This is a genomic window from Halopseudomonas aestusnigri (assembly GCF_002197985.1).
Lineage (GTDB): Bacteria > Pseudomonadota > Gammaproteobacteria > Pseudomonadales > Pseudomonadaceae > Halopseudomonas > Halopseudomonas aestusnigri.
On record NZ_NBYK01000001.1, the window covers coordinates 35,842 to 56,164 of the forward strand.

22 protein-coding genes are annotated in these 20,323 nt (G+C 62.2%); 14 read left to right on the forward strand and 8 right to left on the reverse strand.

What is annotated here, in order from left to right; translation table 11 throughout:
• The first annotated feature begins 45 nt into the window (after positions 1–45).
• Genes pilV through B7O88_RS00205 form a run of 5 tightly spaced genes read left to right on the forward strand, consistent with a single transcriptional unit; the run spans position 46 to position 4,986 of the window.
• Positions 46–525, forward strand: coding sequence for a type IV pilus modification protein PilV (gene pilV, locus B7O88_RS00185; protein ID WP_088273165.1), 480 nt, complete (start codon positions 46–48; stop codon positions 523–525).
• On the forward strand, positions 522–1,295 hold the full coding sequence (locus B7O88_RS00190) for a PilW family protein (protein ID WP_140418549.1): 774 nt from the start codon (positions 522–524) through the stop codon (positions 1,293–1,295). Before pilV ends, B7O88_RS00190 begins: the two co-directional genes overlap by 4 nt.
• Positions 1,288–1,740, forward strand: a complete 453-nt coding sequence (locus tag B7O88_RS00195) for a pilus assembly PilX family protein (protein WP_088273167.1) — start codon at positions 1,288–1,290, stop codon at positions 1,738–1,740. Before B7O88_RS00190 ends, B7O88_RS00195 begins: the two co-directional genes overlap by 8 nt.
• Positions 1,721–4,591, forward strand: a complete 2,871-nt coding sequence (locus B7O88_RS00200; protein WP_088273168.1) for a pilus assembly protein — start codon at positions 1,721–1,723, stop codon at positions 4,589–4,591. Before B7O88_RS00195 ends, B7O88_RS00200 begins: the two co-directional genes overlap by 20 nt.
• A complete protein-coding gene (locus B7O88_RS00205) occupies positions 4,588–4,986 on the forward strand; it encodes a type IV pilin protein (protein WP_088273892.1) in 399 nt (132 codons plus the stop codon). The genes B7O88_RS00200 and B7O88_RS00205 overlap by 4 nt, the downstream gene beginning before the upstream one ends.
• A 6-nt stretch (positions 4,987–4,992) precedes the next feature.
• Here B7O88_RS00205 and B7O88_RS00210 read toward each other — a convergent pair whose 3' ends face one another.
• Together B7O88_RS00210 and upp are read right to left on the reverse strand one after the other, a co-directional pair.
• Complete coding sequence (locus B7O88_RS00210; protein ID WP_088273169.1) at positions 4,993–6,240, reverse strand: uracil-xanthine permease family protein; 1,248 nt, start codon at positions 6,238–6,240, stop codon at positions 4,993–4,995.
• Positions 6,240–6,881, reverse strand: a complete 642-nt coding sequence (upp, locus tag B7O88_RS00215) for a uracil phosphoribosyltransferase (RefSeq protein WP_088273170.1) — start codon at positions 6,879–6,881, stop codon at positions 6,240–6,242. Before upp ends, B7O88_RS00210 begins: the two co-directional genes overlap by 1 nt.
• A 164-nt stretch (positions 6,882–7,045) precedes the next feature.
• Between upp and B7O88_RS00220 the strand changes: the two genes are divergently transcribed.
• The 3 genes from B7O88_RS00220 (at position 7,046) to B7O88_RS00230 (ending at position 8,456) form a co-directional block, all read left to right on the forward strand.
• Entirely contained in the window at positions 7,046–7,603 is a 558-nt protein-coding gene (locus tag B7O88_RS00220) for a hypoxanthine-guanine phosphoribosyltransferase (protein WP_088273171.1), read from the forward strand.
• A 3-nt stretch (positions 7,604–7,606) separates the two neighbouring features.
• On the forward strand, positions 7,607–8,095 hold the full coding sequence (locus tag B7O88_RS00225) for a hypothetical protein (protein WP_088273172.1): 489 nt from the start codon (positions 7,607–7,609) through the stop codon (positions 8,093–8,095).
• Between the two features lie 67 nt (positions 8,096–8,162).
• Positions 8,163–8,456: a PA4642 family protein gene (locus B7O88_RS00230; RefSeq protein ID WP_088273173.1), complete on the forward strand. Its 294-nt coding sequence runs from the start codon at positions 8,163–8,165 to the stop codon at positions 8,454–8,456.
• On the opposite strand, the gene B7O88_RS00235 is transcribed toward B7O88_RS00230, so the two are convergent.
• Positions 8,453–8,668, reverse strand: coding sequence for a hypothetical protein (locus B7O88_RS00235; protein ID WP_088273174.1), 216 nt, complete (start codon positions 8,666–8,668; stop codon positions 8,453–8,455). The genes B7O88_RS00230 and B7O88_RS00235 overlap by 4 nt on opposite strands.
• A 176-nt stretch (positions 8,669–8,844) precedes the next feature.
• Here B7O88_RS00235 and B7O88_RS00240 point away from each other — a divergent pair, with 176 nt between their 5' ends.
• Positions 8,845–9,429, forward strand: coding sequence for a YajG family lipoprotein (locus B7O88_RS00240; protein WP_088273175.1), 585 nt, complete (start codon positions 8,845–8,847; stop codon positions 9,427–9,429).
• 60 nt (positions 9,430–9,489) lie between these two features.
• On the opposite strand, the gene B7O88_RS00245 is transcribed toward B7O88_RS00240, so the two are convergent.
• From B7O88_RS00245 to gatC, 5 genes are all read right to left on the reverse strand, one after another.
• Positions 9,490–11,538 (reverse strand): BCCT family transporter, encoded by a 2,049-nt coding sequence (locus B7O88_RS00245; RefSeq protein WP_088273176.1) that lies wholly within the window; start codon positions 11,536–11,538, stop codon positions 9,490–9,492.
• A gap of 156 nt (positions 11,539–11,694) precedes the next feature.
• Positions 11,695–12,084 carry a septal ring lytic transglycosylase RlpA family protein gene (locus B7O88_RS00250; RefSeq protein ID WP_412779054.1) on the reverse strand — a complete coding sequence of 130 codons (390 nt, stop codon included), beginning with the start codon at positions 12,082–12,084 and terminating at the stop codon, positions 11,695–11,697.
• Positions 12,085–12,143: 59 nt separating this feature from the next.
• Positions 12,144–13,592: an Asp-tRNA(Asn)/Glu-tRNA(Gln) amidotransferase subunit GatB gene (gene gatB / locus B7O88_RS00255; protein WP_088273178.1), complete on the reverse strand. Its 1,449-nt coding sequence runs from the start codon at positions 13,590–13,592 to the stop codon at positions 12,144–12,146.
• 14 nt (positions 13,593–13,606) lie between these two features.
• Positions 13,607–15,058, reverse strand: coding sequence for an Asp-tRNA(Asn)/Glu-tRNA(Gln) amidotransferase subunit GatA (gatA, locus tag B7O88_RS00260; RefSeq protein ID WP_088273179.1), 1,452 nt, complete (start codon positions 15,056–15,058; stop codon positions 13,607–13,609).
• Between the two features lie 30 nt (positions 15,059–15,088).
• The gene (gatC, locus tag B7O88_RS00265; protein ID WP_088273180.1) at positions 15,089–15,376 is read right to left on the reverse strand and encodes an Asp-tRNA(Asn)/Glu-tRNA(Gln) amidotransferase subunit GatC; all 288 of its coding nucleotides are present in this window, start codon (positions 15,374–15,376) and stop codon (positions 15,089–15,091) included.
• Positions 15,377–15,685: 309 nt separating this feature from the next.
• On the opposite strand from gatC, the gene B7O88_RS00270 reads away from it, so the two are divergent.
• The 5 genes from B7O88_RS00270 (at position 15,686) to rng (ending at position 20,311) form a co-directional block, all read left to right on the forward strand.
• The gene (locus tag B7O88_RS00270) at positions 15,686–16,726 is read left to right on the forward strand and encodes a rod shape-determining protein (RefSeq protein WP_088273181.1); all 1,041 of its coding nucleotides are present in this window, start codon (positions 15,686–15,688) and stop codon (positions 16,724–16,726) included.
• Positions 16,727–16,866: 140 nt separating this feature from the next.
• On the forward strand, positions 16,867–17,757 hold the full coding sequence (gene mreC, locus B7O88_RS00275; protein ID WP_235005693.1) for a rod shape-determining protein MreC: 891 nt from the start codon (positions 16,867–16,869) through the stop codon (positions 17,755–17,757).
• Complete coding sequence (mreD, locus tag B7O88_RS00280; protein ID WP_088273183.1) at positions 17,747–18,220, forward strand: rod shape-determining protein MreD; 474 nt, start codon at positions 17,747–17,749, stop codon at positions 18,218–18,220. The genes mreC and mreD overlap by 11 nt, the downstream gene beginning before the upstream one ends.
• Complete coding sequence (locus B7O88_RS00285; RefSeq protein ID WP_088273184.1) at positions 18,210–18,791, forward strand: Maf family protein; 582 nt, start codon at positions 18,210–18,212, stop codon at positions 18,789–18,791. Before mreD ends, B7O88_RS00285 begins: the two co-directional genes overlap by 11 nt.
• Positions 18,792–18,853: 62 nt before the next feature.
• Positions 18,854–20,311, forward strand: a complete 1,458-nt coding sequence (gene rng / locus B7O88_RS00290) for a ribonuclease G (RefSeq protein ID WP_088273185.1) — start codon at positions 18,854–18,856, stop codon at positions 20,309–20,311.
• The last annotated feature ends 12 nt before the right edge of the window (positions 20,312–20,323 follow it).

Here is a 20,323-nt window from a genome sequence, read left to right on the forward strand (position 1 = left end):
TCCGGCAGATCCGCCAAATGGATTTGGCTCAAGGATTCAGCCGTCATGGCTTACCACTCTCGCGCTGCCGCTGCCGCTGCCGCTGCCGCTGCCGGCGGCCAGCGCGGCTTTTCTCTCATTGAAGTCCTGATTGCCCTGCTGCTGGTTGCTCTGGGCGTGCTTGGGGCCGCGGCGCTTCAGCTCAATGCCCTGCGCTACACCCAGGACAGCGCCTATCGTGCCCAGGCGGCCCTGCTGGTAACCGATCTGCTGGAGCGCATGCGTGCCAATCCCGATCAGCGCGCGCTTTACGCCGGCAGCATCGCTGGCGAGTGCGCAGAGGAATTCGACCCGCCGCTGTCGGTGCTGGAACAGGATCGGATCGACTTCGCCAGTAGCGTGACCTGTCAGTTGCCGCAGGGACGCGCGCGGATAACGGTGGATGGCAAGGCCGTGAGCGTGCGTGTCAGTTGGTCACAGGCGCGCATCGAGGGCAGCACGGACGATGAACTGGTGCTCGCCGTGCAGATGGGCGGTGGGGCATGACGGGATCTGTGCGCGGGTTCGGTCTGGTTGAACTGATGGTCGCGATGCTGCTCGGTTTGACGCTGGTGCTGGCGCTGGTCCAGTACCTTGCAAGCAGCCGGCAAACCTGGTTGTGGCAGCAGCAGAGTGCGCGCATGCAGGAAGACGCACGCTATGTGCTGGGGCGCCTGTCCCGTGACCTGCGGGCCAGTGGCAGTTACGGCTGTCTGGATCTGGAGCAGGCGTTACCGGGAGGACTGCCGGACGTGCTGGCCCGGCCGGTGCGTTTTGAGCAGGGAGTGCTGACGCTGATTACCGGTTTACCTGTGCAGCCTGTCTTTGAGACACCACAAACGGTTCGAGCCGCCGATTATGGCGCACGCTGGCTGCTGGCGGGCGACTGCCGGCAGCGGGTCAGTCTGGGCGAGGAGCAGCCCCTGACGGTCCTGCCGGGAGACTGGCTGGTGCCGCTGCGTCAGCTCGACTACCGGCAACAGGGAGAGCGAATTCAGGTTCGGGTCAATGGTGTCGGCAACTTTGAAACGCTGATCGAGCGCGTTGCACGCTTCGAACCGGGGTTTGCACTGGCCGAGAATATCGGCGCCGCGGGTGTATCGGGGCACTATCAGGGCCTGCTCAGCAGCGCTGAGCAGGCGCGTCTGCGCAGTGTGCGTATCGAGCTGGCGCTGCAGCCTGGCGCCTCTGATGTGAGTGTGGACTCTGGTCGCGGGCAGGTATTTCGCCAGGTCACGCGTCTGCGCAATCGGCCGGATGGGTTCGTCAATGAATAGCCGGCAGTCGGGCAGTGTGCTGCCCATTACTCTGATCTGTCTGCTGGCCCTGACAATCGGTGCGTTGGCGGCGAGCAGTTCGGCCCGTATTCAGCAGCAACAGGCGGCCAATCTGATGGTGGCGGCACGGTGTTTTCAGGCGGCGGAAAGCGCCATGCGCGAGCTTGAGAGCGAGCTGGCCACAGGCGTGCTTGAGGTCCCTGCGCAGCCCTGTGACGGAATGCAGTGTACCTCCGTGCCGAATCCGGACGAGGATGGCTGGCGCCGGCGGCAGTCTGCTGGTGCGGAAAATGTTCGTTACCGGATTGAGTGGTTGGGTACCAGCCGTATGCCTGCTCAGCTGGCGGTAAGCGGCGAAAGCCGTGTTTACCGGCTTCAGGTCGACGCAAGGCTGGGGCGCAGCCGCCGGCAACTGGAGGCGATCTATGCCTATACCTTACGCTAGCAGCAGCTTTGCCGGGGTTGTTTTCGGCCTGCTTCTGAGTGCTCCTGCTGCCGGCTTTGAGCCTATGAGCCGGGCGTACAGGGCGCAAGCGGCGGTACCGGCCAACGTGGTTATCCTGCTCGACAGCTCCAGCAGCATGGCGATGACCATGATGGGTGAGCAGAGCCGTTTGCAGGTGGCCCGCGAGGCGGTGCGGCGACTGCTGCATCAGCAGCGCAACACGCGTTTTGGTCTGTTTGCGTTCAATTCGTCCAGCGGTATCGATGCTGCGCGGGACACGGCAGGCGGCCGGTTGCTGGTTGAGGTGGCTGGTATCTCGCCCGGCATTGCCGGTGAGGAGCATCTGCGCCGGCTGGAGCAGGCTCTGGACGCTCTGGCACCTGACACCGGCACCAATCCTGACCTCTATACCTGGACGCCACTGGCGGAAACCCATTACGAAATCAGCCGCTACCTGCGTGGCATGGACTCGTTTTACAACCCCGCGCAGGCTGCCTACAGCAGCCCCCTTCAGTGGCGCTGCCAGCCAAGCGCTGCGCTGCTGATTACCGATGGCTTGCCCACCTACGACAGCCAGTTCCCTACCTCGGGGGATCAGGATCCGGCCGCCCTGCTGTCTGCTTCGGGTGGCCGTTACGGGTTGCCCGACTGGGACGGCAATGCCGACAACGATGCAAATGGTGAGCCGTTGCATCAGCCTGGCAGCACCTTCTACCTCGATGATATGGCTGCCTTTGCCCGCGATCTGGATCTGCGCAGCGGCGGCCAGGATGCCGCCGGTGCGAGTTGGGATGACCCGCTTTACCCGCGTCAGTCCCTGCGTACCCATGTGCTGGGGTTTGCCATCGACGACGTAAGATTGCGCTCTGCAGCACTGGCTGGCGGTGGGTTGTATCGGACGGTTGAGGACGCAGGCGAACTCGGGGTTGCGTTGACCCAGATGATCAGCGAATCGTCGGAGCCGCGTCTGCTGTTGAGTCAGAGACTGGATCTGACGTCTTCCGATAGCGAGGTTGATGAGGCGCTGCTGCTGCACATTTACCAGTCAGCGGACGGTGCTGGTGGTGAGGTCCAGCTCCGGACCCTTGGTGCTGCCGGAGCGCCAGCGCAGCTCCACTGGAGCACTGAGCAGGCCTACGCCCGCGACGCTCCGCGCGGCCGACTGCAGACCTGGCGGCGGGAAGCCGGCTCGGCGGGCGCACTGGCGCTGGATGAGGCAACCTATGCTGCTCTGGGGAGAGAGCAGCGGCAGCTGCTGGAGGAGATGGCGACGGATTTGCTTGGCGATTCGGCAGGCGGCGGCCAGCAGATGCTGAACTGGTTGCGTGGCGAGCCGGTTGCCGGCCTGCGCTTACGGCAGAGCCTGCTTGGCGATCCCGGACGCTACGGGCCGGTCCTGCTGCCGGCCGGGGCGCCCTTGAACACCTCAGCGGATGGCGGCTACGCGGACTATTTAGGCGAGCGGGCACAGCTTGGCGATCTGCTGCTGATGGGCAGCAACGACGGCTTCCTGCATGTGATCGGGGTTGGGGGCGAGCGCCTCTTCAGCTATTTCGCGGGCGCGTTGTTGCCCTCACTGCGAGCCTGGGCTGCAGTGGATTATCCTGCGTCACAATCCCATCGCGCAGGTGTTGACGGACGCATTGCGCTGGCTGATCTGCAGCATGATGGTGACTGGCACACGCTCGCTGCTGCGGGGCTTGGCGCCGGTGGTCGGGGGCTGATCATGTTGCGACTGTTTGCTGAGGCGCCGGGGCAAACCTACCCTGAGGCGCTTTGGGAGCATGATGCCAGCGAGCCGGAGTGGGCCGCGCTCGGTCATGTTTACGCTGAACCTCTGTTACTGGATCGCGACAGCGGTGATCTGCTGCTGACCGGGAACGGTTACGGCAGCGCTGGCGGGCAGGCGGCACTGCTGGTGATTGATGCGCTGAGCGGCGAGCTGGTTCGCCAGCTTGATCTGCCCGCTCGTTCGGGCCTTGGCAGTGACAATGGTCTGTCGGCGCTGATGCTGGAACGTGACAGTCAGGGACGTCCTGTCGCCGCTTATGGTGGCGACCTGCATGGCCAGCTCTGGCAGTTCGATCTCTCGGCGGATGATCCGACTGACTGGCAGATCGGCAATCAGGGCGCCCCCCTGTTTCGTGCGGAGCCCGGCCAGCCGCTGACGGCGGCGCCGGTCCTGTCCTACAGCGCAGCGGCTCGTGCCGATTTGCTGTTGATAGGGAGCGGTCGACTGCTGGATGTAAGTGATCCCGGCAGCACTGAGGAGCAGGCATTTTATGCGGTGCGCCGCCAGCCCGCCGAGCCGGGGCAAACCCTGTCCCCCCGCGATTTGCATGCTCAGCGGCTGCTGGGCGGTTCGCAGTCCGGCGTGCGGCAGGCCTCCGGCGAGTCCGTGGACTGGCGTTTCAAGGCGGGCTGGTATCTGCCGCTGTCGGTTGGCGCACAATCAGCGGAGCGGGTTATTTCCCCGGCGATGGTGCAGGGTGGCCGGGTTGTGTTTACCACGGTGATATCACAAACGCAGCATAGTGATCCCTGTGTTTCGACGGCGGGCGGCTGGTTGATGATGCTGACCCTGGATGACGGTGCCATGCCGCCCCAAGCCACCCTGGACAGTAATCATGATCGGCGAGTGGATGATGACGACCCGCCTGCCGCCGGCCTGTTTCTGGATATCGGTTTGCCGCTCGGGTTGCAGATGATACGCGGGCAGATCACAGAGCCGCTGCAGACGGCCGGGTGCGAGGGCGAGCGCTATCGGGTGGCGGGCAGTGCCGGTGTGACCGAGTTGCTGGCGCAGGGGCAGTGCCAACTGACCCGTATCCACTGGCGGCAACTGCAATGAAGGCTCCGTGCGGCTTCAGCCTGCTTGAGCTTCTGATTGCGCTGGTTGTGGCCGGCCTGTTGGCCAGCCTCGCCTATCCGTCCTATCTCAATCACGTGCGCAAGGCGCAGCGCGTCGAGGTGAGCGCGTTACTGATGGAGAATGCGCAGCGGCTCGAGCGTCTTTACGCCAGCGGCGGGCGCTATGATCAGGGGGAGGTGACTGGGCTGCATGGACAGAGTCCGGTCCGTGGACGCGCCGTATATCGACTGGCGGTGCAGCGGCAGGCGCAAACCTTTGTGCTGACGGCGGTGGCCGAAGCGGGGGGGATCATGGCCGGAGACGTCTGCGCCTCCTACAGTCTGAATCAGGCGGGGCAACGGACACCAGCAGATGCGCTCTGCTGGCGTCGTTGAGGCTGATCAGTGAGCAGCAGGTGCTGCTTCGTCGGCCTTGGGCAGGATCAGGTTGAGCAGGATGGCAACCACGCCGCACAGGCTGATGCCCTGCAGGCTGAAGCTGTCGTTGCCGATCACCATGCCGCCGATACCGAACACCAGTGTCACCGAGACGATGCACAGGTTGCGGGCCTGGGACAGGTCAACCTGATGGCGTACCAGGGTGTTGAGGCCGACCACTGCGATGGAGCCGAACAGCAGGCAGAGAATACCGCCCATGACCGGTACCGGCATGCCCAGCAGGATTGCACCAAACTTGTCGATAAAGGCCAGGACGATGGCAAACACCGCTGCCCAGATCATCACATTGGGGTTGAAGTTGCGGGTCAGCATGACCGCGCCGGTTACTTCAGAGTAGGTGGTGTTGGGCGGGCCACCGAAGAACGCTGCTGCCGAGGTAGCGATACCGTCGCCGAGCAGCGTGTTCTGCAGGCCGGGCTTTTCCAGATAGTTCTTGCCGGTTACCCCGCCGATGGCGAGCACGTCACCGATGTGCTCAATGGCCGGAGCAATGGCTACCGGGATCATGAACAGTATGGCGGCCAGCTGGAATTCGGGGGTAACAAAATCCGGCACCGCCAGCCAGGGCGCTGCGGCAACCTGGGTGAAGTCGGTGACGCCCAGCAGCCAGGACAGGGCATAGCCGACCAATACGCCGGCCAGAATGGGTACCAGACGGAAAATGCCCTTGGCGAACACGGCCACGATGATGGTGGTGACCAGCGATGCGCCGGCAATCAGAATGGCGGTGTTGTATTCGACCAGCTGCGCGCTGCCGTCTCCGGCCTTGCCCATGGCCATGTTGACCGCAACCGACGCCAGGCCGAGACCAATGACCATGATCACCGGTCCTACCACAACCGGTGGCAGCAGGCGCTGAATGAAGCCTGGGCCCCACAGGCGTACCAGCAGGCTGAGCAGGATATAGACCACGCCGGCGGCGACCAGACCGCCGAGTGTGGCGGGCAAGCCCCAGGTCTGGTTGCTATACATGATCGGAGCGATGAAGGCGAAGCTGGAGGCCAGGAAGATTGGAATCTGCCGGCGGGTGGTGAATTGGAACAACAGGGTGCCGATACCGGCGGTAAACAGGGCAACGCTGGGGTTCATGCCGGTAATCAACGGCATCAGCACCAGTGCGCCGAAGGCTACAAACAGCATCTGGGAACCTGCCAGCGCAGTGCGCCAGCCGTGGGTCTGAACGCCTTCCATCAAACGATATCCTTCTGCTTGGTGCCAAAAATCTTGTCGCCGGCATCGCCCAGGCCCGGGATGATGTAGCCGTGCTCGTTCAGACGCTGATCCACCGATGCGGTGTAGATCTGCACGTCGGGATGGGCGTCGTTGACGCGCTGGATTCCCTCGGGCGCTGCTACCAGTACCAGGGCACGAATCTCGCGCGCGCCGGCCTTCTTCAGCATGTCGATGGTAGCCACCATGGAGCCGCCGGTGGCCAGCATCGGGTCGATGATCAGCGCCATACGCTGGTTCAGCTCGCCGACCAATTTTTCCAGATAGGTGTCGGCTTCGAGGGTTTCCTCGTTGCGGGCCAGACCGATGACGCTGACCTTGGCGCTGGGCACCAGGCTGAGTACGCCGTCCAGCATACCGAGACCGGCGCGCAGAATCGGCACCACGGTAACTTTCTTGCCGCTCAGTTTTTCCACTTCCACATCGCCACACCAGCCTTGTATGGTGTGGGTCTCGACCGCCATGTCCTGGGTTGCTTCGTAGGTCAGCAGCGCGGCAACTTCCTGCGCAAGCTCACGAAAATTCTTGGTGCTGATGTCACTGCGGCGCATCAGGCCCAGTTTGTGTCGTATCAAAGGATGGCGGATTTCTTTCACGTTCATGCTGGAACTTCTCTCTTGCGTGGAAGGGCGCGGCAATTATGGCACAGCATTGGCGTTGACAGCAGGGGCTCGTCTGTCGGAAAACCGTCTCTATACTTGTGCTTTCGCGGCGACATGGGTATTTTTCGCCCCTTTTTCCATACCGGGACCGGCGGAGGTCATGCATGGCGGTAGAACTGGATCACATCAAGCAGGTTATGGCAGAGGCCGATTGCCTGTTTACCGAGGCCGATGTTGAGGGTGCGCTGGACAACATGGCAGCCGAGATCAGGGCGCGTCTGAGCGACAGCAACCCGATTGTTTACAGTGTCATGAACGGTGGCCTGATCATCAGTGGCAAGCTGCTGCCGAAGCTGCCGTTCCCGATGGAAGTGGGTTATCTGCACGCGACCCGCTATCGCAACAAACTGTCCGGTGGTGAACTGTTCTGGAAGGCGCGTGCCGAGCATTCACTGGTCGGCCGTACCGTGCTGATCATCGATGACATTCTGGATGAAGGTCATACCCTGGCCGCCATCGTCGAGTATTGCCGGGATGCCGGTGCCGAGAATGTTTATACGGCTGTGCTGCTCGACAAACAGCACGACCGCAAGGCCTATCCGGGCATGCGTGCCGACTTTACCGGGCTGGATGTCGAGGATCGCTACATCTTCGGTTACGGTCTGGATTACAAGGGCTACTGGCGCAACGCGGCCGGCATTTTTGCCCTCAAGGGGCACTGAGGCATGATGCGTCGGGCGGTTGCGCTGACCCTGGGGGCGTTGCTGGTGCAGCCGCTTGCCGCTGCCCCGGTGGCGCTGCCGCACGATGAATATCTGCCGGAAGATCTTTACGGTCAGCGTCAGGATAAGCCCGAGCAGGTGTTGTTCGAGGTGCAGCGCTACAGTCTGACGGTTGCCAGCGAGTTGCGCCCGGGGGCTCGCCCGAATGATGCGCAGGCCAGCGTCTCGCTTCTGCTGGAGGGCCGCAGCGTATTGCCCAGTTCGCCGGTGCAGCGGGCGCGCCTGCAGTTTGTCGATGGCGTCGGTGGGCAGCGCGGCGCACGCCTTGCCGATGACGGTGCTCTGCTCGTCATCAACTACCCGCTGGCCCTGCTGCCCGCTATCCGGCAAATGCTCGATAGCCCCGGCACGGATTACGTGCAGGGGCGGTTCTACGGTAACGGTCTGATCTGGGCCGATCTCCATTCTGCTCCGGTCCCGGCTGCGGACTGAGTCCCGAACTGGTGGGACGCTCGGGGGATGGTTACAATGCCGGCCCTGAACTCTCTGAGGACGTTTCATGCGTAAAGACAAGCAGAAGGTGATCGGTGAGCCGATGACCGACGAACAGGTTGCGGTATTTCTGAACGCACGCCCCTACAACAGCGACGAATCGGTTGAGTTGCATCTGCTGGTGCGCGCCTATCGCGGCCTGCGTGTGGAAGATTTCGAGCGCTTTCTGGTGATGTTCAAGGCTGCCGGGCACGACCTGAATGCCGTAGGTGCCGATGGCCGTACCTTCCTGGCCATCGTGCGTGAACACGCGCAGGCCGAAGACTACGTCGCGGCCCTGGAAGCAGCAGGCGCCCGTTAAGCCGGCAGCATTCTCCAGCCGGCGCGGGGCTCGCGCCGGCTGACACGGGCAGCTGCCGGCAGCGGCTTGCCGATCCAGCGTGGTTGCAGCTCGTTGATCTCGACCCAGCAGCCCTGCTGCGGCTGTTGCGACAGCGCCCACACCGCAACGCAGACACCCTGGTCGTCAAGCTGGGCGTAATAGCGGCGGCGCGCGAACAGATTGGCGAACATGACAATTTTTCCTCTGCGACTTTGCGCGCAGCATCGCCCATCGAGATGTCAGCCTGATGACAGTTCACCTGGCCCTCTGTTGGCGCTTTCGGAACCGGAGTATGCTGCGCCTGTCCAAGGTGGCACCGACCACTTTTCCTTTTTTAATCCCGACAGACGGCAGGAGTAAGGTTCTTATGCTCAAGCGTTCAGGCATGTTGCTGCTGGCTCTTATGGCCGCGGTGCTGGTGGGCTGTGCCCACAGTCCTCAGCAGTTGACAGTGCAGCCCCAGATCAACAAGCCGCTCAGCCCGGTTGCCCGCCAGCAGCCGGTCAGTGTGCAGGTGCAGGACACCCGGCAGAACAAGGTGCTGGGAACCCGCGGCGGCATTTACCCCGACTCCAGCAACATCACTATCAGCGACAGTGCGCTGCCGGTGATTCGTCAGCAGGTTGAGCAGGCGCTGCGGCAACTGGGCTTCAGTGTCGTGCCGGAGGGCACGCCAAATGCGAACCGCTTGACGCTGAATCTGGCAGATTTGCGCTATCAGTCGCCGAAGAGCTCGGTCTATGTGACCCAGGCGGATATCAGCGCGACCTTCGTTGCCGAAGCCAGCAATATGAACCGTAATTATCAGGGACGTTTCAGCTCCTCGTTGCAGCAGCGTTTTGGCTACGCGCCTAACCAGGAAACCAATACCAAGCTGGTTACCGACGTGATGAGTGATGCCCTGACTCGGGTGTTCCAGGACCCGATGATTCTTCAGGTGCTGCAGCAGTAAGGCTTGTGCGACTGAACAAAAAAACCGGCCATGTGCCGGTTTTTTTTGCCTTCGGCCCACTCAGGTGGGTGGTTGTTGCAGCATCTCGTCGTGCTCGGCCATGTTCCAGGGCAGGACGCCCGGCGAGATGTGCAGAAAATGCAGGTATTTTTCGAAGTGGTCGAGGATGTCGCCAATGATTTCCTGCTCATCATAGCCATAAACATCATAGGTTTGCCCGCCGCGGCGCAGGAAGACCTCGGCCCGATAGTAATGCTGCTGAGCATCATCGTCGGTGCGGCGCATTTCCGGGTAGGCGAAGTCCGGCCGCAGGTATTCGCGCAGGCGTATTTCGTAGACGAAGTCCAGCTGGTCGGGCTTGCTGATCTGCAGATAGGCGCGGCCGTTATCGGCATCCAGGGCCGCTTCTGCCGGCCAGCCCTGGGCAACCAGTGCCTGGCTCAGGCGCTGCATGGCGGGCATGGCTGTGTTGTGGATAAAGCCCTCCACCGCCGCGCGATCGGGAAAGTTGACGATACTGGCCAGACGTTTCTTCCAGTTGGCAGCCAGACTGTTGTCGCTGTAGCGGCTGACCTGCATGTGATGCAGCAGACTGACGTCACGGTGGCCTTCGATGACCAGCGCGCGCCACATGCCGAGCATGGCAATGATCATGATGATGGCGAAGGGCAGGGCGGTGACGATGGTCATGGTCTGCAGGGCACTCAGGCCACCGGCGATCAGCAATACCGCGGCAACCACCCCCTCCAGGATCGCCCAAAAGGCGCGTTGCCATACCGGTGTCTGCAGCACGCCGCCGGAGGCCAGCGAGTCGATCACCAGTGAACCGGAGTCCGATGAGGTGACGAAAAAGGTGACGATCAGCACCACCGTGACGAACGACACGATGCTGGTCAGTGGCAGATGCTCGAAGAGCTTGAACAGCGCAATCGCCTTGTCTGCCTGCACTTCGCTGATCAACGTGGTGTAGCCCTCGTTCATGATCAGGTGCAAGGCGGTATCGCCAAACACCGAGAACCAGAGGAAGGTGAAGATGGTTGGTACCAGCATGACGCCGAAGACGAACTGGCGGATGGTGCGGCCGCGGCTGATCTTGGCGATAAATAGTCCGACAAAGGGCGCCCAGGCGATGGTCCAGCCGAAGATGAACAGCGTCCAGTTGCCGATCCAGTCACTGTGGGTGTAGGCCTGCAGGTTGAAGGTGCGCTCGACAATGTTGTTCAGGTAGCTACCGGTGTTCTGCAGGAAGGCTTCGAGGATGAAGATGGATGGGCCGACCAGAAAGACGAACAGCATCAGCGTCACCGCCAGCACCATGTTCAGGATCGACAGGTTCTTTACCCCCTTGTCCAGCCCGGCTACCACTGAAAACAGGGCGAGAGCGGTGACTGCCGCAATGGTAATCACCTGCACGCTGCTGGCTACCGGAATGCTCGGCCACAGGTAGTTCAGCCCGGCGTTGATCTGCGCGACCGACAGGCCCAGGGTGGTGGCGATACCAAACAGGGTGCCGAGGATGGCGACCACGTCGACCGCGTGCCCGATGGGGCCGTGAATGCGCTCGCCAATCAGCGGGTAGAGGGCCGAGCGCATGGACAGGGGCAGGCCGTGCCGAAAGGCAAAGTAGGCCAGTACCAGACCGACCAGGCCGTAGATCGCCCAGATATGAAAACCCCAGTGAAAGAAGGCGATCTGCATCGCCTGCTTGGCCGCGTCCAGCGTTTCCGGGGCGCCGGCAGGCGGGCTGGCGAAGTGGGTCACCGGCTCGGCGACGCCAAAGAACAGCAGGGCGATCCCGTAGCCGGCCGAAAACAGCATCGCGAACCAGGCCGGGAAGCTGTATTGCGGCTCGGCGTGATCCGGCCCCAGCCGGATGTTGCCCCAGCTGCTGCAGGCGACCAGCACCACAAACAGCAGAAAGCTGGCGACGGCCAGCATATAGAACCAGCCAAAGGTGGTGGTGATATAGCTCAGGGTGCTGGAGAACAGGCTGCCGGCCAGCTCCGGATTGCTGATGGTACCGATCACCAAAAGCAGGGTAACGATAACGGCAGGGGCAAAGACCGGAACCAGAACGGTTGATTGCCAGCCACGCTTGACGTCAGTCATGCAGATCTCCTTGTCCTGCGTGCGCCGGTCCGATGGACCGGCTGCTCCAGTTAGGCGCTGAACAGGCCACGCTGAGCGTGCGACAGGCCGGACGTTCGGCCAGCGTGTTCAGTCGTCGACTGTCAGTGGAGGGTACGAGAAGGGGAAAAGTTCCGCTCAGTCGCTGGACTGGTCCGGGTCCTGCAGCTCGATTCGTACGCGGGCGCTGCCGGCGCGGATCATGCCAAGCTGCTCTGCCGCGCGTTGGGAAACATCAATGATGCGGTGGCCGACGAAGGGGCCGCGATCATTGATTCGCACGACCACACTGAGACCGTTGTAGGTGTTGGTGACCTTGATAAGCGTGCCGAATGGCAACGCCGGATGGGCAGCTGTCAGGTCGGTTTCATCGTAGGGTTCGCCGCTGGCAGTGCGTTTGCCGTGCAGGCGTGAGGAGTAGTAGGAGGCCTTGCCGGTTTGGGTCCAGCCCGGATCGCCGAGCGTTAGCGCATCGGCGCTGGCGCTCAGCGTTATCAGCGCAGTCAGGGCGGTCAACAGAAAGCGCAGCATGGGGTGAAGTCCGGTTAGGCGGCGGAGCCTGTATGACCGCGCCGCCGCCTCCCGGTTCAGCCTTCCAGCTTCTTGCGCAGCAGGTCGTTGACCTGCTGGGGGTTGGCCTTGCCCTTGGATGCCTTCATCGCCTGGCCGACAAAGAAACCGAACATCTTGCCGCGCTTGGCTTCGTCGCTCGCGCGGTACTGCTCGACCTGTGCTGCATTGGCTGCCAATACCTCGTCCAGCATGGCCTCGATCGCGCCGCTGTCGGTGACCTGCTTGAGCCCCTTGGCTTCGATGATCTCATCGGCAGAGTCGCCTTCACCGGCAGCCAGTGCCTCGAACACCATCTTGGCGATCTTGCCGCTGATGGTGTTGTCCTTGATGCGCAGTATCATGCCGCCGAGTTGCGCAGCGCTGACCGGCGACTGCTCGATCTCCAGGCCTTCCTTGTTGAGCAGGCTGGACAGCTCGCCCATCACCCAGTTGGCGGCCAGCTTGGCGTCGCCGCAGGTCTGTTGAACCTGCTCGAAGTAGTCCGCTAGTTCGCGGCTTGCGCTCAAGACGCTGGCGTCGTAGGTCGACAGGCCGAACTGGCTCTCGAAGCGTTCGCGTTTTTGCTGCGGCAGTTCTGGCAGCTCGCCACGGACTTCTTCGATAAAGCTCGGTTCCAGCACGACTGGCAGCAGGTCAGGGCAGGGGAAGTAACGGTAATCGTTGGCTTCTTCCTTGCTGCGCATGGAACGGGTTTCGTCCTTGTTCGGATCGTACAGGCGGGTTTCCTGTACCACCTTGCCGCCATCCTCGATCAGCTCGATCTGGCGCTGGACTTCGGTGTTGATCGCCTTCTCGATAAAGCGGAACGAGTTGACGTTCTTGATCTCGCAGCGGGTGCCGAACTCGGTCTGGCCTTTGGGGCGCACCGAGACGTTGCAGTCGCAGCGCAGCGAGCCCTCGGCCATGTTGCCGTCGCAAATGCCGAGATAACGCACCAGCGAGTGGATGGTCTTGGCGTAGGCGACGGCTTCCTTGGCGCTGCGCATGTCCGGCTCGGAAACGATTTCCAGCAGCGGGGTGCCGGCACGGTTGAGGTCGATGCCGCTCATGCCGTGGAAGTCTTCGTGCAGGCTCTTGCCGGCGTCTTCTTCCAGGTGCGCGCGGGTCACACCAACACGTTTGACGGTGCCGTCTTCCAGGGTGATGTCCAGATAGCCCTTGCCGACGATGGGGTGATCCATCTGGCTGGTCTGGTAGCCCTTGGGCAGATCCGGGTAGAAGTAGTTCTTGCGCGCGAACACGTTGGTCATGCCGATCTCGGCGTCGATCGCCAGGCCGAACTTGACTGCGTTGCGCACGGCCTGGGCGTTGAGCACCGGCAGGGTGCCCGGCATGCCCAGGTCAACCAGGCTGGCCTGGGTGTTGGGCTCGGCGCCGAAGGTGGTGGCGCTGCCGGAGAAGATCTTCGACGCGGTGGTGAGCTGGGCGTGGATTTCCAGCCCGATGACGATTTCCCATTGCATTGCTGTCAATCCTCTCAGTAGCCGGCCGGAGCGCGCTGGTGCCAGTCGGTAACCTGCTGGTACTGGTGCGCGATGTTGAGCAGACGGGCTTCGCTGAAGTAGGGCCCCAGCAGTTGCATGCCCAGCGGCAGACCGTTGGCAAACCCGGCGGGCAGGGCGATGCCCGGGACGCCGGCCAGGTTGGCGGTAATGGTGTAGATGTCGGTCAGGTAAAGGCTGACCGGGTCGTCGATCTTCTCGCCGATCTTGAACGCCGGGGTCGGCGAGGTCGGGCAGAGGATCACATCGACCTGTTCGTAGGCGGCCATGAAGTCGTTCTTGATCAGGCGACGGATCTTCTGGGCTTTGAGGTAATAGGCATCGTAGTAACCGGCCGACAGTGCGTAGGTGCCGACCATGATGCGGCGCTTGACCTCGGCGCCGAAACCTTCTGCACGCGAGCGCTTGTAAAGGTCGGTCAGGTCGGCCGGGTGGTCGCAGCGGTAGCCGAAGCGCACGCCGTCAAAGCGTGACAGGTTGGAGGAGGCTTCAGCGGGGGCGATGACGTAGTAGGCGGGAATCGCCAGCTCGGCGTTCGGCAGGCTGATTTCCCTGACTTCGGCGCCGAGCGCCTGAAATTGCTTGACCGCGGCGCTGATGGCGTCGCTGGTCGCTGCGTCCAGGCCGGCGGCGAAGTATTCCTTCGGCAGGCCGATGCGCAGCCCCTTGAGCGAGTCGCTCAGGCTGGCGCTGTAGTCCGGGACTGGCTGTTCGACGCTGGTGGAATCCTTGGCGTCGAAACCGGCCATGACCTGCAGCATCAGGGCGCAGTCTTCGGCGGTACGGGCCATCGGGCCGCCTTGATCCAGGCTCGAAGCGTAGGCCACCATGCCCCAGCGTGAAACCCGTCCGTAGGTCGGCTTCAGACCGGTCAGGGCGGTGAAGCCGGCGGGCTGGCGGATCGAGCCCCCGGTGTCTGTGCCGGTTGCTGCGACACACAGGCGGCCGGCAACAGCGGCAGCGGAGCCGCCGGAGGAGCCGCCGGGTACGCGATCGGTGTCCCACGGGTTGCGGGTCGGGCCGTAGAAGCTGGACTCAGTGGATGAGCCCATGGCGAATTCGTCGAGGTTGGTCTTGCCAAGGCTGACCGCGCCGGCATCCAGAAAACGCTGGGTGACGGTGGATTCGTACGGCGAAATGAAGTTGTCGAGCATCTTCGAGCCGCAGCTGGTGCGCTGGCCCTGGGTACAGAACAGGTCCTTGTGCGCCAGCGGGATGCCGGTCAGCGGCCCTGCGTTGCCGGCGGCGATGCGGGCATCCGCTGCTGCGGCCTGCTCAAGGGCCGATTCGGCGGTAACGGTGATATAGCTGTTGAGGCTGCCATCAAGCTGCTCAATGCGCTTGAGGTAGTGTTGAGTCAGCTCGACGCTGGAAAGCGTCTTGTTCTGCAAGGCCTGTGACAGTTCGGCCAGAGTTTTCTCGTGCATGGATGTGTCTCTTGTCTGGGCGCGGCAGTATTATTCGATGACCTTTGGAACCAGATACAGGCCGGCTTCAGTGGCCGGTGCAATGGCCTGGTAGGCCTCGCGCTGGTTGCTTTCGGTTACCTCGTCGGCGCGCAGGCGCTGGGTGGTTTCCAGCGGATGGGCCAGCGGTGCGACGGCGCTGGTATCCACCGCCTGCATCTTGTCGATCAGCTCAAGAATGCCGGACAGTTTGGCGGTGGTTGCCGGGATGTCGTCTTCGCTGAGGGCGATTCGGGCCAGATGCGCGATCTTTTCCACATCGGTGCGGTCCAGGGACATGTACGTATGCTCCATGTTGCCGGTGATTTCCGGTCGTATGCTGGCGACGGGCGCCGTTTGGTGGTTCGCCACGGAAAATGCGGGCAAAGGCGCGAATTTACCACAGTCGCGCCTTGCCCAAAAACCCCGCCATTGTTAGAGTTGCGACACTTCTGAAAGTACCGATCAGTCACCTGCAGGCAGTTCGCAGAAGGCCGTCAGTCAAGGCCTTTGGCCATATTTTCGTTTTTCAGGGCCGGGCTCGGGTTCAGGTGGCTTATCCGTGCTTTCTTCCAATTAACCCACGTGTCTTCGGGGTCTAGTCAACGCATGTTCAAGAAAATTCGTGGCATGTTCTCCAGTGATCTGTCCATCGATCTGGGTACAGCCAACACGCTTATTTACGTCCGGGATCGCGGTATTGTACTGGACGAGCCGTCTGTGGTCGCGATTCGTACCACTGCGGGCAATCAGAAAAGTGTCGTCGCCGTCGGTACCGACGCCAAGCGCATGCTTGGTCGTACACCCGGTAACATTCAGGCCATTCGTCCGATGAAGGACGGTGTCATTGCCGACTTCAGCGTCTGTGAAAAGATGCTGCAGTACTTCATCAACAAGGTTCATGAAAACAGCTTTATTCAGCCCAGCCCCCGCGTGCTGATCTGCGTTCCGTGCAAATCGACCCAGGTCGAGCGTCGTGCCATTCGTGAGTCGGCTCTGGGTGCAGGTGCTCGTGAGGTCTATCTGATCGAGGAGCCGATGGCCGCGGCGATCGGTGCCGGCTTGCCGGTTGAAGAAGCACGCGGCTCGATGGTGGTCGACATCGGTGGTGGTACCACTGAAATCGCGCTGATTTCCCTCAACGGCGTGGTCTACGCCGAGTCCGTCCGCGTTGGTGGTGACCGCTTTGACGAGGCGATCGTGACCTACGTGCGCCGCAACTACGGCAGCCTGATCGGTGAATCCACTGCCGAGCGTATCAAGCAGGAAATTGGTGTGGCTTTCCCCGGCGGTGAAACGCTGGAAGTGGATGTGCGCGGTCGTAACCTGGCCGAGGGTGTGCCGCGCAGCTTTACCCTGAATTCGACTGAAGTGCTTGAGGCGCTGCAGGAGTCGCTGGCGACCATCGTTCAGGCGGTCAAGAGCGCGCTGGAACAGTCGCCGCCGGAACTGGCTTCCGATATCGCCGAGCGTGGCCTGATTCTGACCGGCGGCGGCGCGCTGCTGCGAGATCTGGACAAGCTGCTGACCCAGGAAACCGGTCTGCCGGTGATCGTCGCCGAAGATCCGCTGACCTGCGTTGCCCGCGGTGGCGGCAAGGCGCTGGAAATGATGGACCAGCACACCATGGATCTGCTGTCGACCGAGTGATCAGGCTGGTGGCAAGCCGCGCGGGACGGGAGTGCCGGCTCTGTCCGGCTTGCCGCTGACGGCAACTAACCTGTGGCTGCGAGGAGCCTGCCATCAAACCGCTATTCATCAAGGGACCGTCGCTCGGCGTTCGCCTGGTTGTGCTGACGGTGCTGTCCATCGCCCTGATGGTGGTGGACGCCCGCTTCGATGCCCTCAAACCGCTGCGTGCCCAGCTCGGCCTGCTGGTCGCACCGCTGTATTCTGCTGCTGAAATGCCGGTGCGCGCCTGGCAGACGGTAACCGAGCTGACCACCAGTCGGGCTCAGCTGATTGCCGAGAACGAGCGCCTGCGCGCCGAAGCGCTGCTGACCCAGCGCAAGCTGCAGAAGTTGGCAACGCTGACGGAGCAGAACGTGCGCCTGCGCGAATTGCTCAATTCCTCCTCTCTGGTCGACGAACGGGTGCTGGTCTCCGAGTTGATCGGCGTCGATCCCAACCCCTTTACCCAGCGGATTCTGATTGACAAGGGCGAGGTTGACGGTGTCTTCCTCGGTCAGCCGGTGCTCGATGCAACCGGTCTGATGGGACAGGTTGTCGAGGTGCTGCCGCACAGTGCCCGGGTACTGCTTATTACGGACGCCTCCCACAGCCTGCCGGTGCAAATCAATCGCAACGGTCTGCGCGCCCTGGCTGCCGGGACCGGGCGTAACGAATGGCTCGAGCTGCGCTTTGTGGGTGATACCGCCGATGTGCGCGAGGGCGATATTGTGGTCAGCTCCGGGCTGGGGCAACGCTTCCCGGCGGGCTACCCGGTCGGGCGGGTGCATTCGGTGATTCGTCACCCGGCCCAGTCCTTTGCCGAGGTGCGCGTGACACCTTCGGCTCAGCTCAACCGCAGCCGTTACCTGCTGCTGGTGTTCAGTCCGGAAAGTGGCTATGGCGACGTGTTGCCGGCGCTCGAGCTGTTGCCTGATGACGCCCCGGACGCTGCCGAGGACGTCGAATCTGCAACGGATGCTGAAGCGGAGGAGGCAGGCAATGCAGACTAGTCTGGCCATTATCCTGAGTATTCTGGTAGCGCTGTTGCTGAGTGTCATGCCGATGCCTGATCCAGTCAGCCTGGGGCGGCCCATGTGGCTGGCAATGGTGCTGGCCTACTGGGTCATGGCGCTGCCTCACCGGGTTGGTCTGCTGACTGCGTGGCTGACCGGGCTGGTGTCAGACGTGCTTTTCGGTCAGCTATTCGGCCAGAATGCGCTGGTCATGACACTGGTGGTCTGGATGGTTTTGCTGCTGTACCAGCGCATCCGGCGCTTCCCGCTATGGCAGCAGAGCCTGGTGATGCTGCCGGTGTTTGGCATCGCCCAGATGGTTCTGCTGTGGCTCAACAGCCTCAGTGGCAATCGCCCGCCGACGCTGCTGTTTTTGCTCCCGGCCGTGGTCAGCGCAGTGCTGTGGCCCTGGGTTTTCTCCCTGTTACGCGGGGTAAGGCGGCGATTCCATGTCAACTGAACTGTTGCTGGCCTCCGGCTCCCCGCGCCGGCGCGAACTGCTCGAACAGATTGGGGTGCCAACAGCACGCCTGCTCTGCAGCGTTGATGAACAGGTCCGACCGGGCGAGGCTCCGGTGGACTATGTTGAACGCGTAACCCGTGACAAGATCCGCGCCGCGATTCAGGCCGCGCCGGGGCGGGTGGTCCTGGCGGCCGACACGGCGGTGGTGCTGGGCGATCGGATTCTCGGCAAACCGGTTGATCGCGCCGATGCACTGCAGATGCTGAGCGCCCTGTCCGCGGCCGAGCATCTGGTCATGACCGCAGTGGCAGTGGGTTGCGATCAACGCATCGAGCTGGTTCGAGTGGATACCCGGGTCCGCTTCCGGGCGTTGCAGGCTGATGAGATTGCTGCTTACTGGGATACCGGCGAGCCGGCTGATAAGGCAGGCAGTTATGGCATTCAGGGATTGGGCGCGATTTTCGTCGAGCGTATCGAGGGCAGCTACAGCGCCGTGGTGGGTTTGCCGCTGCAGGAAACCGCGACGTTACTCAAATCCTTTGGCATCCCCTGCTGGCAGCGCTTCTGACGCGGCTGTTCCAGGGCTCGGATCACCGGTATTCTGGTGACAGAACAGGAGTGGTAGAGCCCATGAGTGAAGAAATTCTGATCAATATCACGCCGATGGAGACCCGCGTTGCGCTGGTCGAGAACGGCGTGCTGCAGGAAGTCCACATCGAGCGCACACAGCGCCGCGGTATTGTCGGCAATATCTACAAGGGCAAGGTGGTTCGTGTGCTGCCTGGCATGCAGGCAGCGTTCGTCGATATTGGCCTTGAGCGTGCGGCATTTATCCACGCCTCGGAAATTTCCGACCGTGAGGGCCAGGCGGTCGAGCCGATCAGTGCACTTGTGCATGAGGGTAAGGCGCTGGTGGTGCAGGTTACCAAGGATCCGATCGGTACCAAGGGTGCACGCTTGACCACCCATCTGTCGGTGCCCTCGCGCTATCTGGTCTATATGCCGCGGACACCGCATGTCGGTATCTCCCTGAAAATCGAGGACGAGGCCGAGCGTGAAAGGCTCAAGCAGGTGGTTGCCGACTCGCTTGAGCAGGAGGGGATTCAGGAAGCCGGTGGCTATATTTTGCGTACCGCCGCCGAGGGCGCCCGGCAGGAAGATATCCTGGTCGATATCCGCTACGTGCGCCGCCTGTGGCAGCAGATAAGCCAGCAGATGGGCTCCGCGCCTGCCCCTTCGGTTATCTACGAAGACTTGCCGCTGGCCCTGCGCACCCTGCGCGATCTGGCCAACCCCAGGCTGGAAAAGATTCGCATCGACTCGCGGGAGACCTTTCAGAAGGTCGAGCAGTTCGTCCATGAGCTGATGCCTGGGGTCGAAGAATTGCTGGAGCACTACCCGGGCGAGCGACCGATCTTCGACCTCTACAGTGTCGAGGATGAAATTCAGCGGGCCATGGAGCGCCGGGTGATGCTCAAGTCCGGCGGGCATCTGGTGATCGATCAGACTGAAGCGATGACCACCATCGATGTCAACACCGGCGCCTTCGTGGGTCACCGCAACCTTGAGGAAACCATCTTCAAGACCAATCTGGAGGCGGCGACCGCCATTGCCCGTCAGCTGCGGCTGCGTAACCTCGGCGGCATCATCATCATCGACTTCATCGATATGGAAGACGAGGAGCATCAGCGCCAGGTTCAGCGCACGCTGGAAAAGCAGCTGGAGCGCGATCACGCCAAGACCAATATCATCGGCATCACCGAGCTGGGGCTGGTGCAGATGACCCGCAAGCGCACCCGCGAGAGTCTCGAGCAGGTGCTGTGCGAGCCCTGCCCCAGCTGCCAGGGCCGGGGCATTCAGAAGACCCCGGAAACCGTGTGCTACGAAATCTTCCGGGAAATCCTGCGTGAGGCGCGTGCCTATCAGGCGGGAGCCTATATGGTACTGGCCTCACAGTCGGTGGTGGATCGGCTGCTTGACGAGGAGTCCGGGAACGTCGCTGACCTTGAGTTGTTCATTGAGCGCCCGATCAAGTTCCAGGTGGAAACCATGTACACCCAGGAGCAGTATGACGTGGTGCTGATGTAATGGGACGTTGAT

Coding starts and splice junctions, on each gene's coding strand:
- B7O88_RS00225 (WP_088273172.1), top strand. CDS start 7,607: ATGATGCGTCGGGCGGTTGCGCTGACCCTGGGGGCGTTGCTGGTGCAG.
- B7O88_RS00230 (WP_088273173.1), top strand. CDS start 8,163: ATGCGTAAAGACAAGCAGAAGGTGATCGGTGAGCCGATGACCGACGAA.
- B7O88_RS00205 (WP_088273892.1), top strand. CDS start 4,588: ATGAAGGCTCCGTGCGGCTTCAGCCTGCTTGAGCTTCTGATTGCGCTG.
- gatC (WP_088273180.1), bottom strand. CDS start 15,376: ATGTCCCTGGACCGCACCGATGTGGAAAAGATCGCGCATCTGGCCCGA.
- B7O88_RS00235 (WP_088273174.1), bottom strand. CDS start 8,668: ATGTTCGCCAATCTGTTCGCGCGCCGCCGCTATTACGCCCAGCTTGAC.
- upp (WP_088273170.1), bottom strand. CDS start 6,881: ATGAACGTGAAAGAAATCCGCCATCCTTTGATACGACACAAACTGGGC.
- pilV (WP_088273165.1), top strand. CDS start 46: ATGGCTTACCACTCTCGCGCTGCCGCTGCCGCTGCCGCTGCCGCTGCC.
- B7O88_RS00240 (WP_088273175.1), top strand. CDS start 8,845: ATGCTCAAGCGTTCAGGCATGTTGCTGCTGGCTCTTATGGCCGCGGTG.
- B7O88_RS00270 (WP_088273181.1), top strand. CDS start 15,686: ATGTTCAAGAAAATTCGTGGCATGTTCTCCAGTGATCTGTCCATCGAT.
- gatA (WP_088273179.1), bottom strand. CDS start 15,058: ATGCACGAGAAAACTCTGGCCGAACTGTCACAGGCCTTGCAGAACAAG.
- B7O88_RS00195 (WP_088273167.1), top strand. CDS start 1,288: ATGAATAGCCGGCAGTCGGGCAGTGTGCTGCCCATTACTCTGATCTGT.
- B7O88_RS00245 (WP_088273176.1), bottom strand. CDS start 11,538: ATGACTGACGTCAAGCGTGGCTGGCAATCAACCGTTCTGGTTCCGGTC.
- B7O88_RS00220 (WP_088273171.1), top strand. CDS start 7,046: ATGGCGGTAGAACTGGATCACATCAAGCAGGTTATGGCAGAGGCCGAT.
- rng (WP_088273185.1), top strand. CDS start 18,854: ATGAGTGAAGAAATTCTGATCAATATCACGCCGATGGAGACCCGCGTT.
- B7O88_RS00285 (WP_088273184.1), top strand. CDS start 18,210: ATGTCAACTGAACTGTTGCTGGCCTCCGGCTCCCCGCGCCGGCGCGAA.
- B7O88_RS00200 (WP_088273168.1), top strand. CDS start 1,721: ATGCCTATACCTTACGCTAGCAGCAGCTTTGCCGGGGTTGTTTTCGGC.
- B7O88_RS00190 (WP_140418549.1), top strand. CDS start 522: ATGACGGGATCTGTGCGCGGGTTCGGTCTGGTTGAACTGATGGTCGCG.
- B7O88_RS00210 (WP_088273169.1), bottom strand. CDS start 6,240: ATGGAAGGCGTTCAGACCCACGGCTGGCGCACTGCGCTGGCAGGTTCC.
- mreD (WP_088273183.1), top strand. CDS start 17,747: ATGCAGACTAGTCTGGCCATTATCCTGAGTATTCTGGTAGCGCTGTTG.
- gatB (WP_088273178.1), bottom strand. CDS start 13,592: ATGCAATGGGAAATCGTCATCGGGCTGGAAATCCACGCCCAGCTCACC.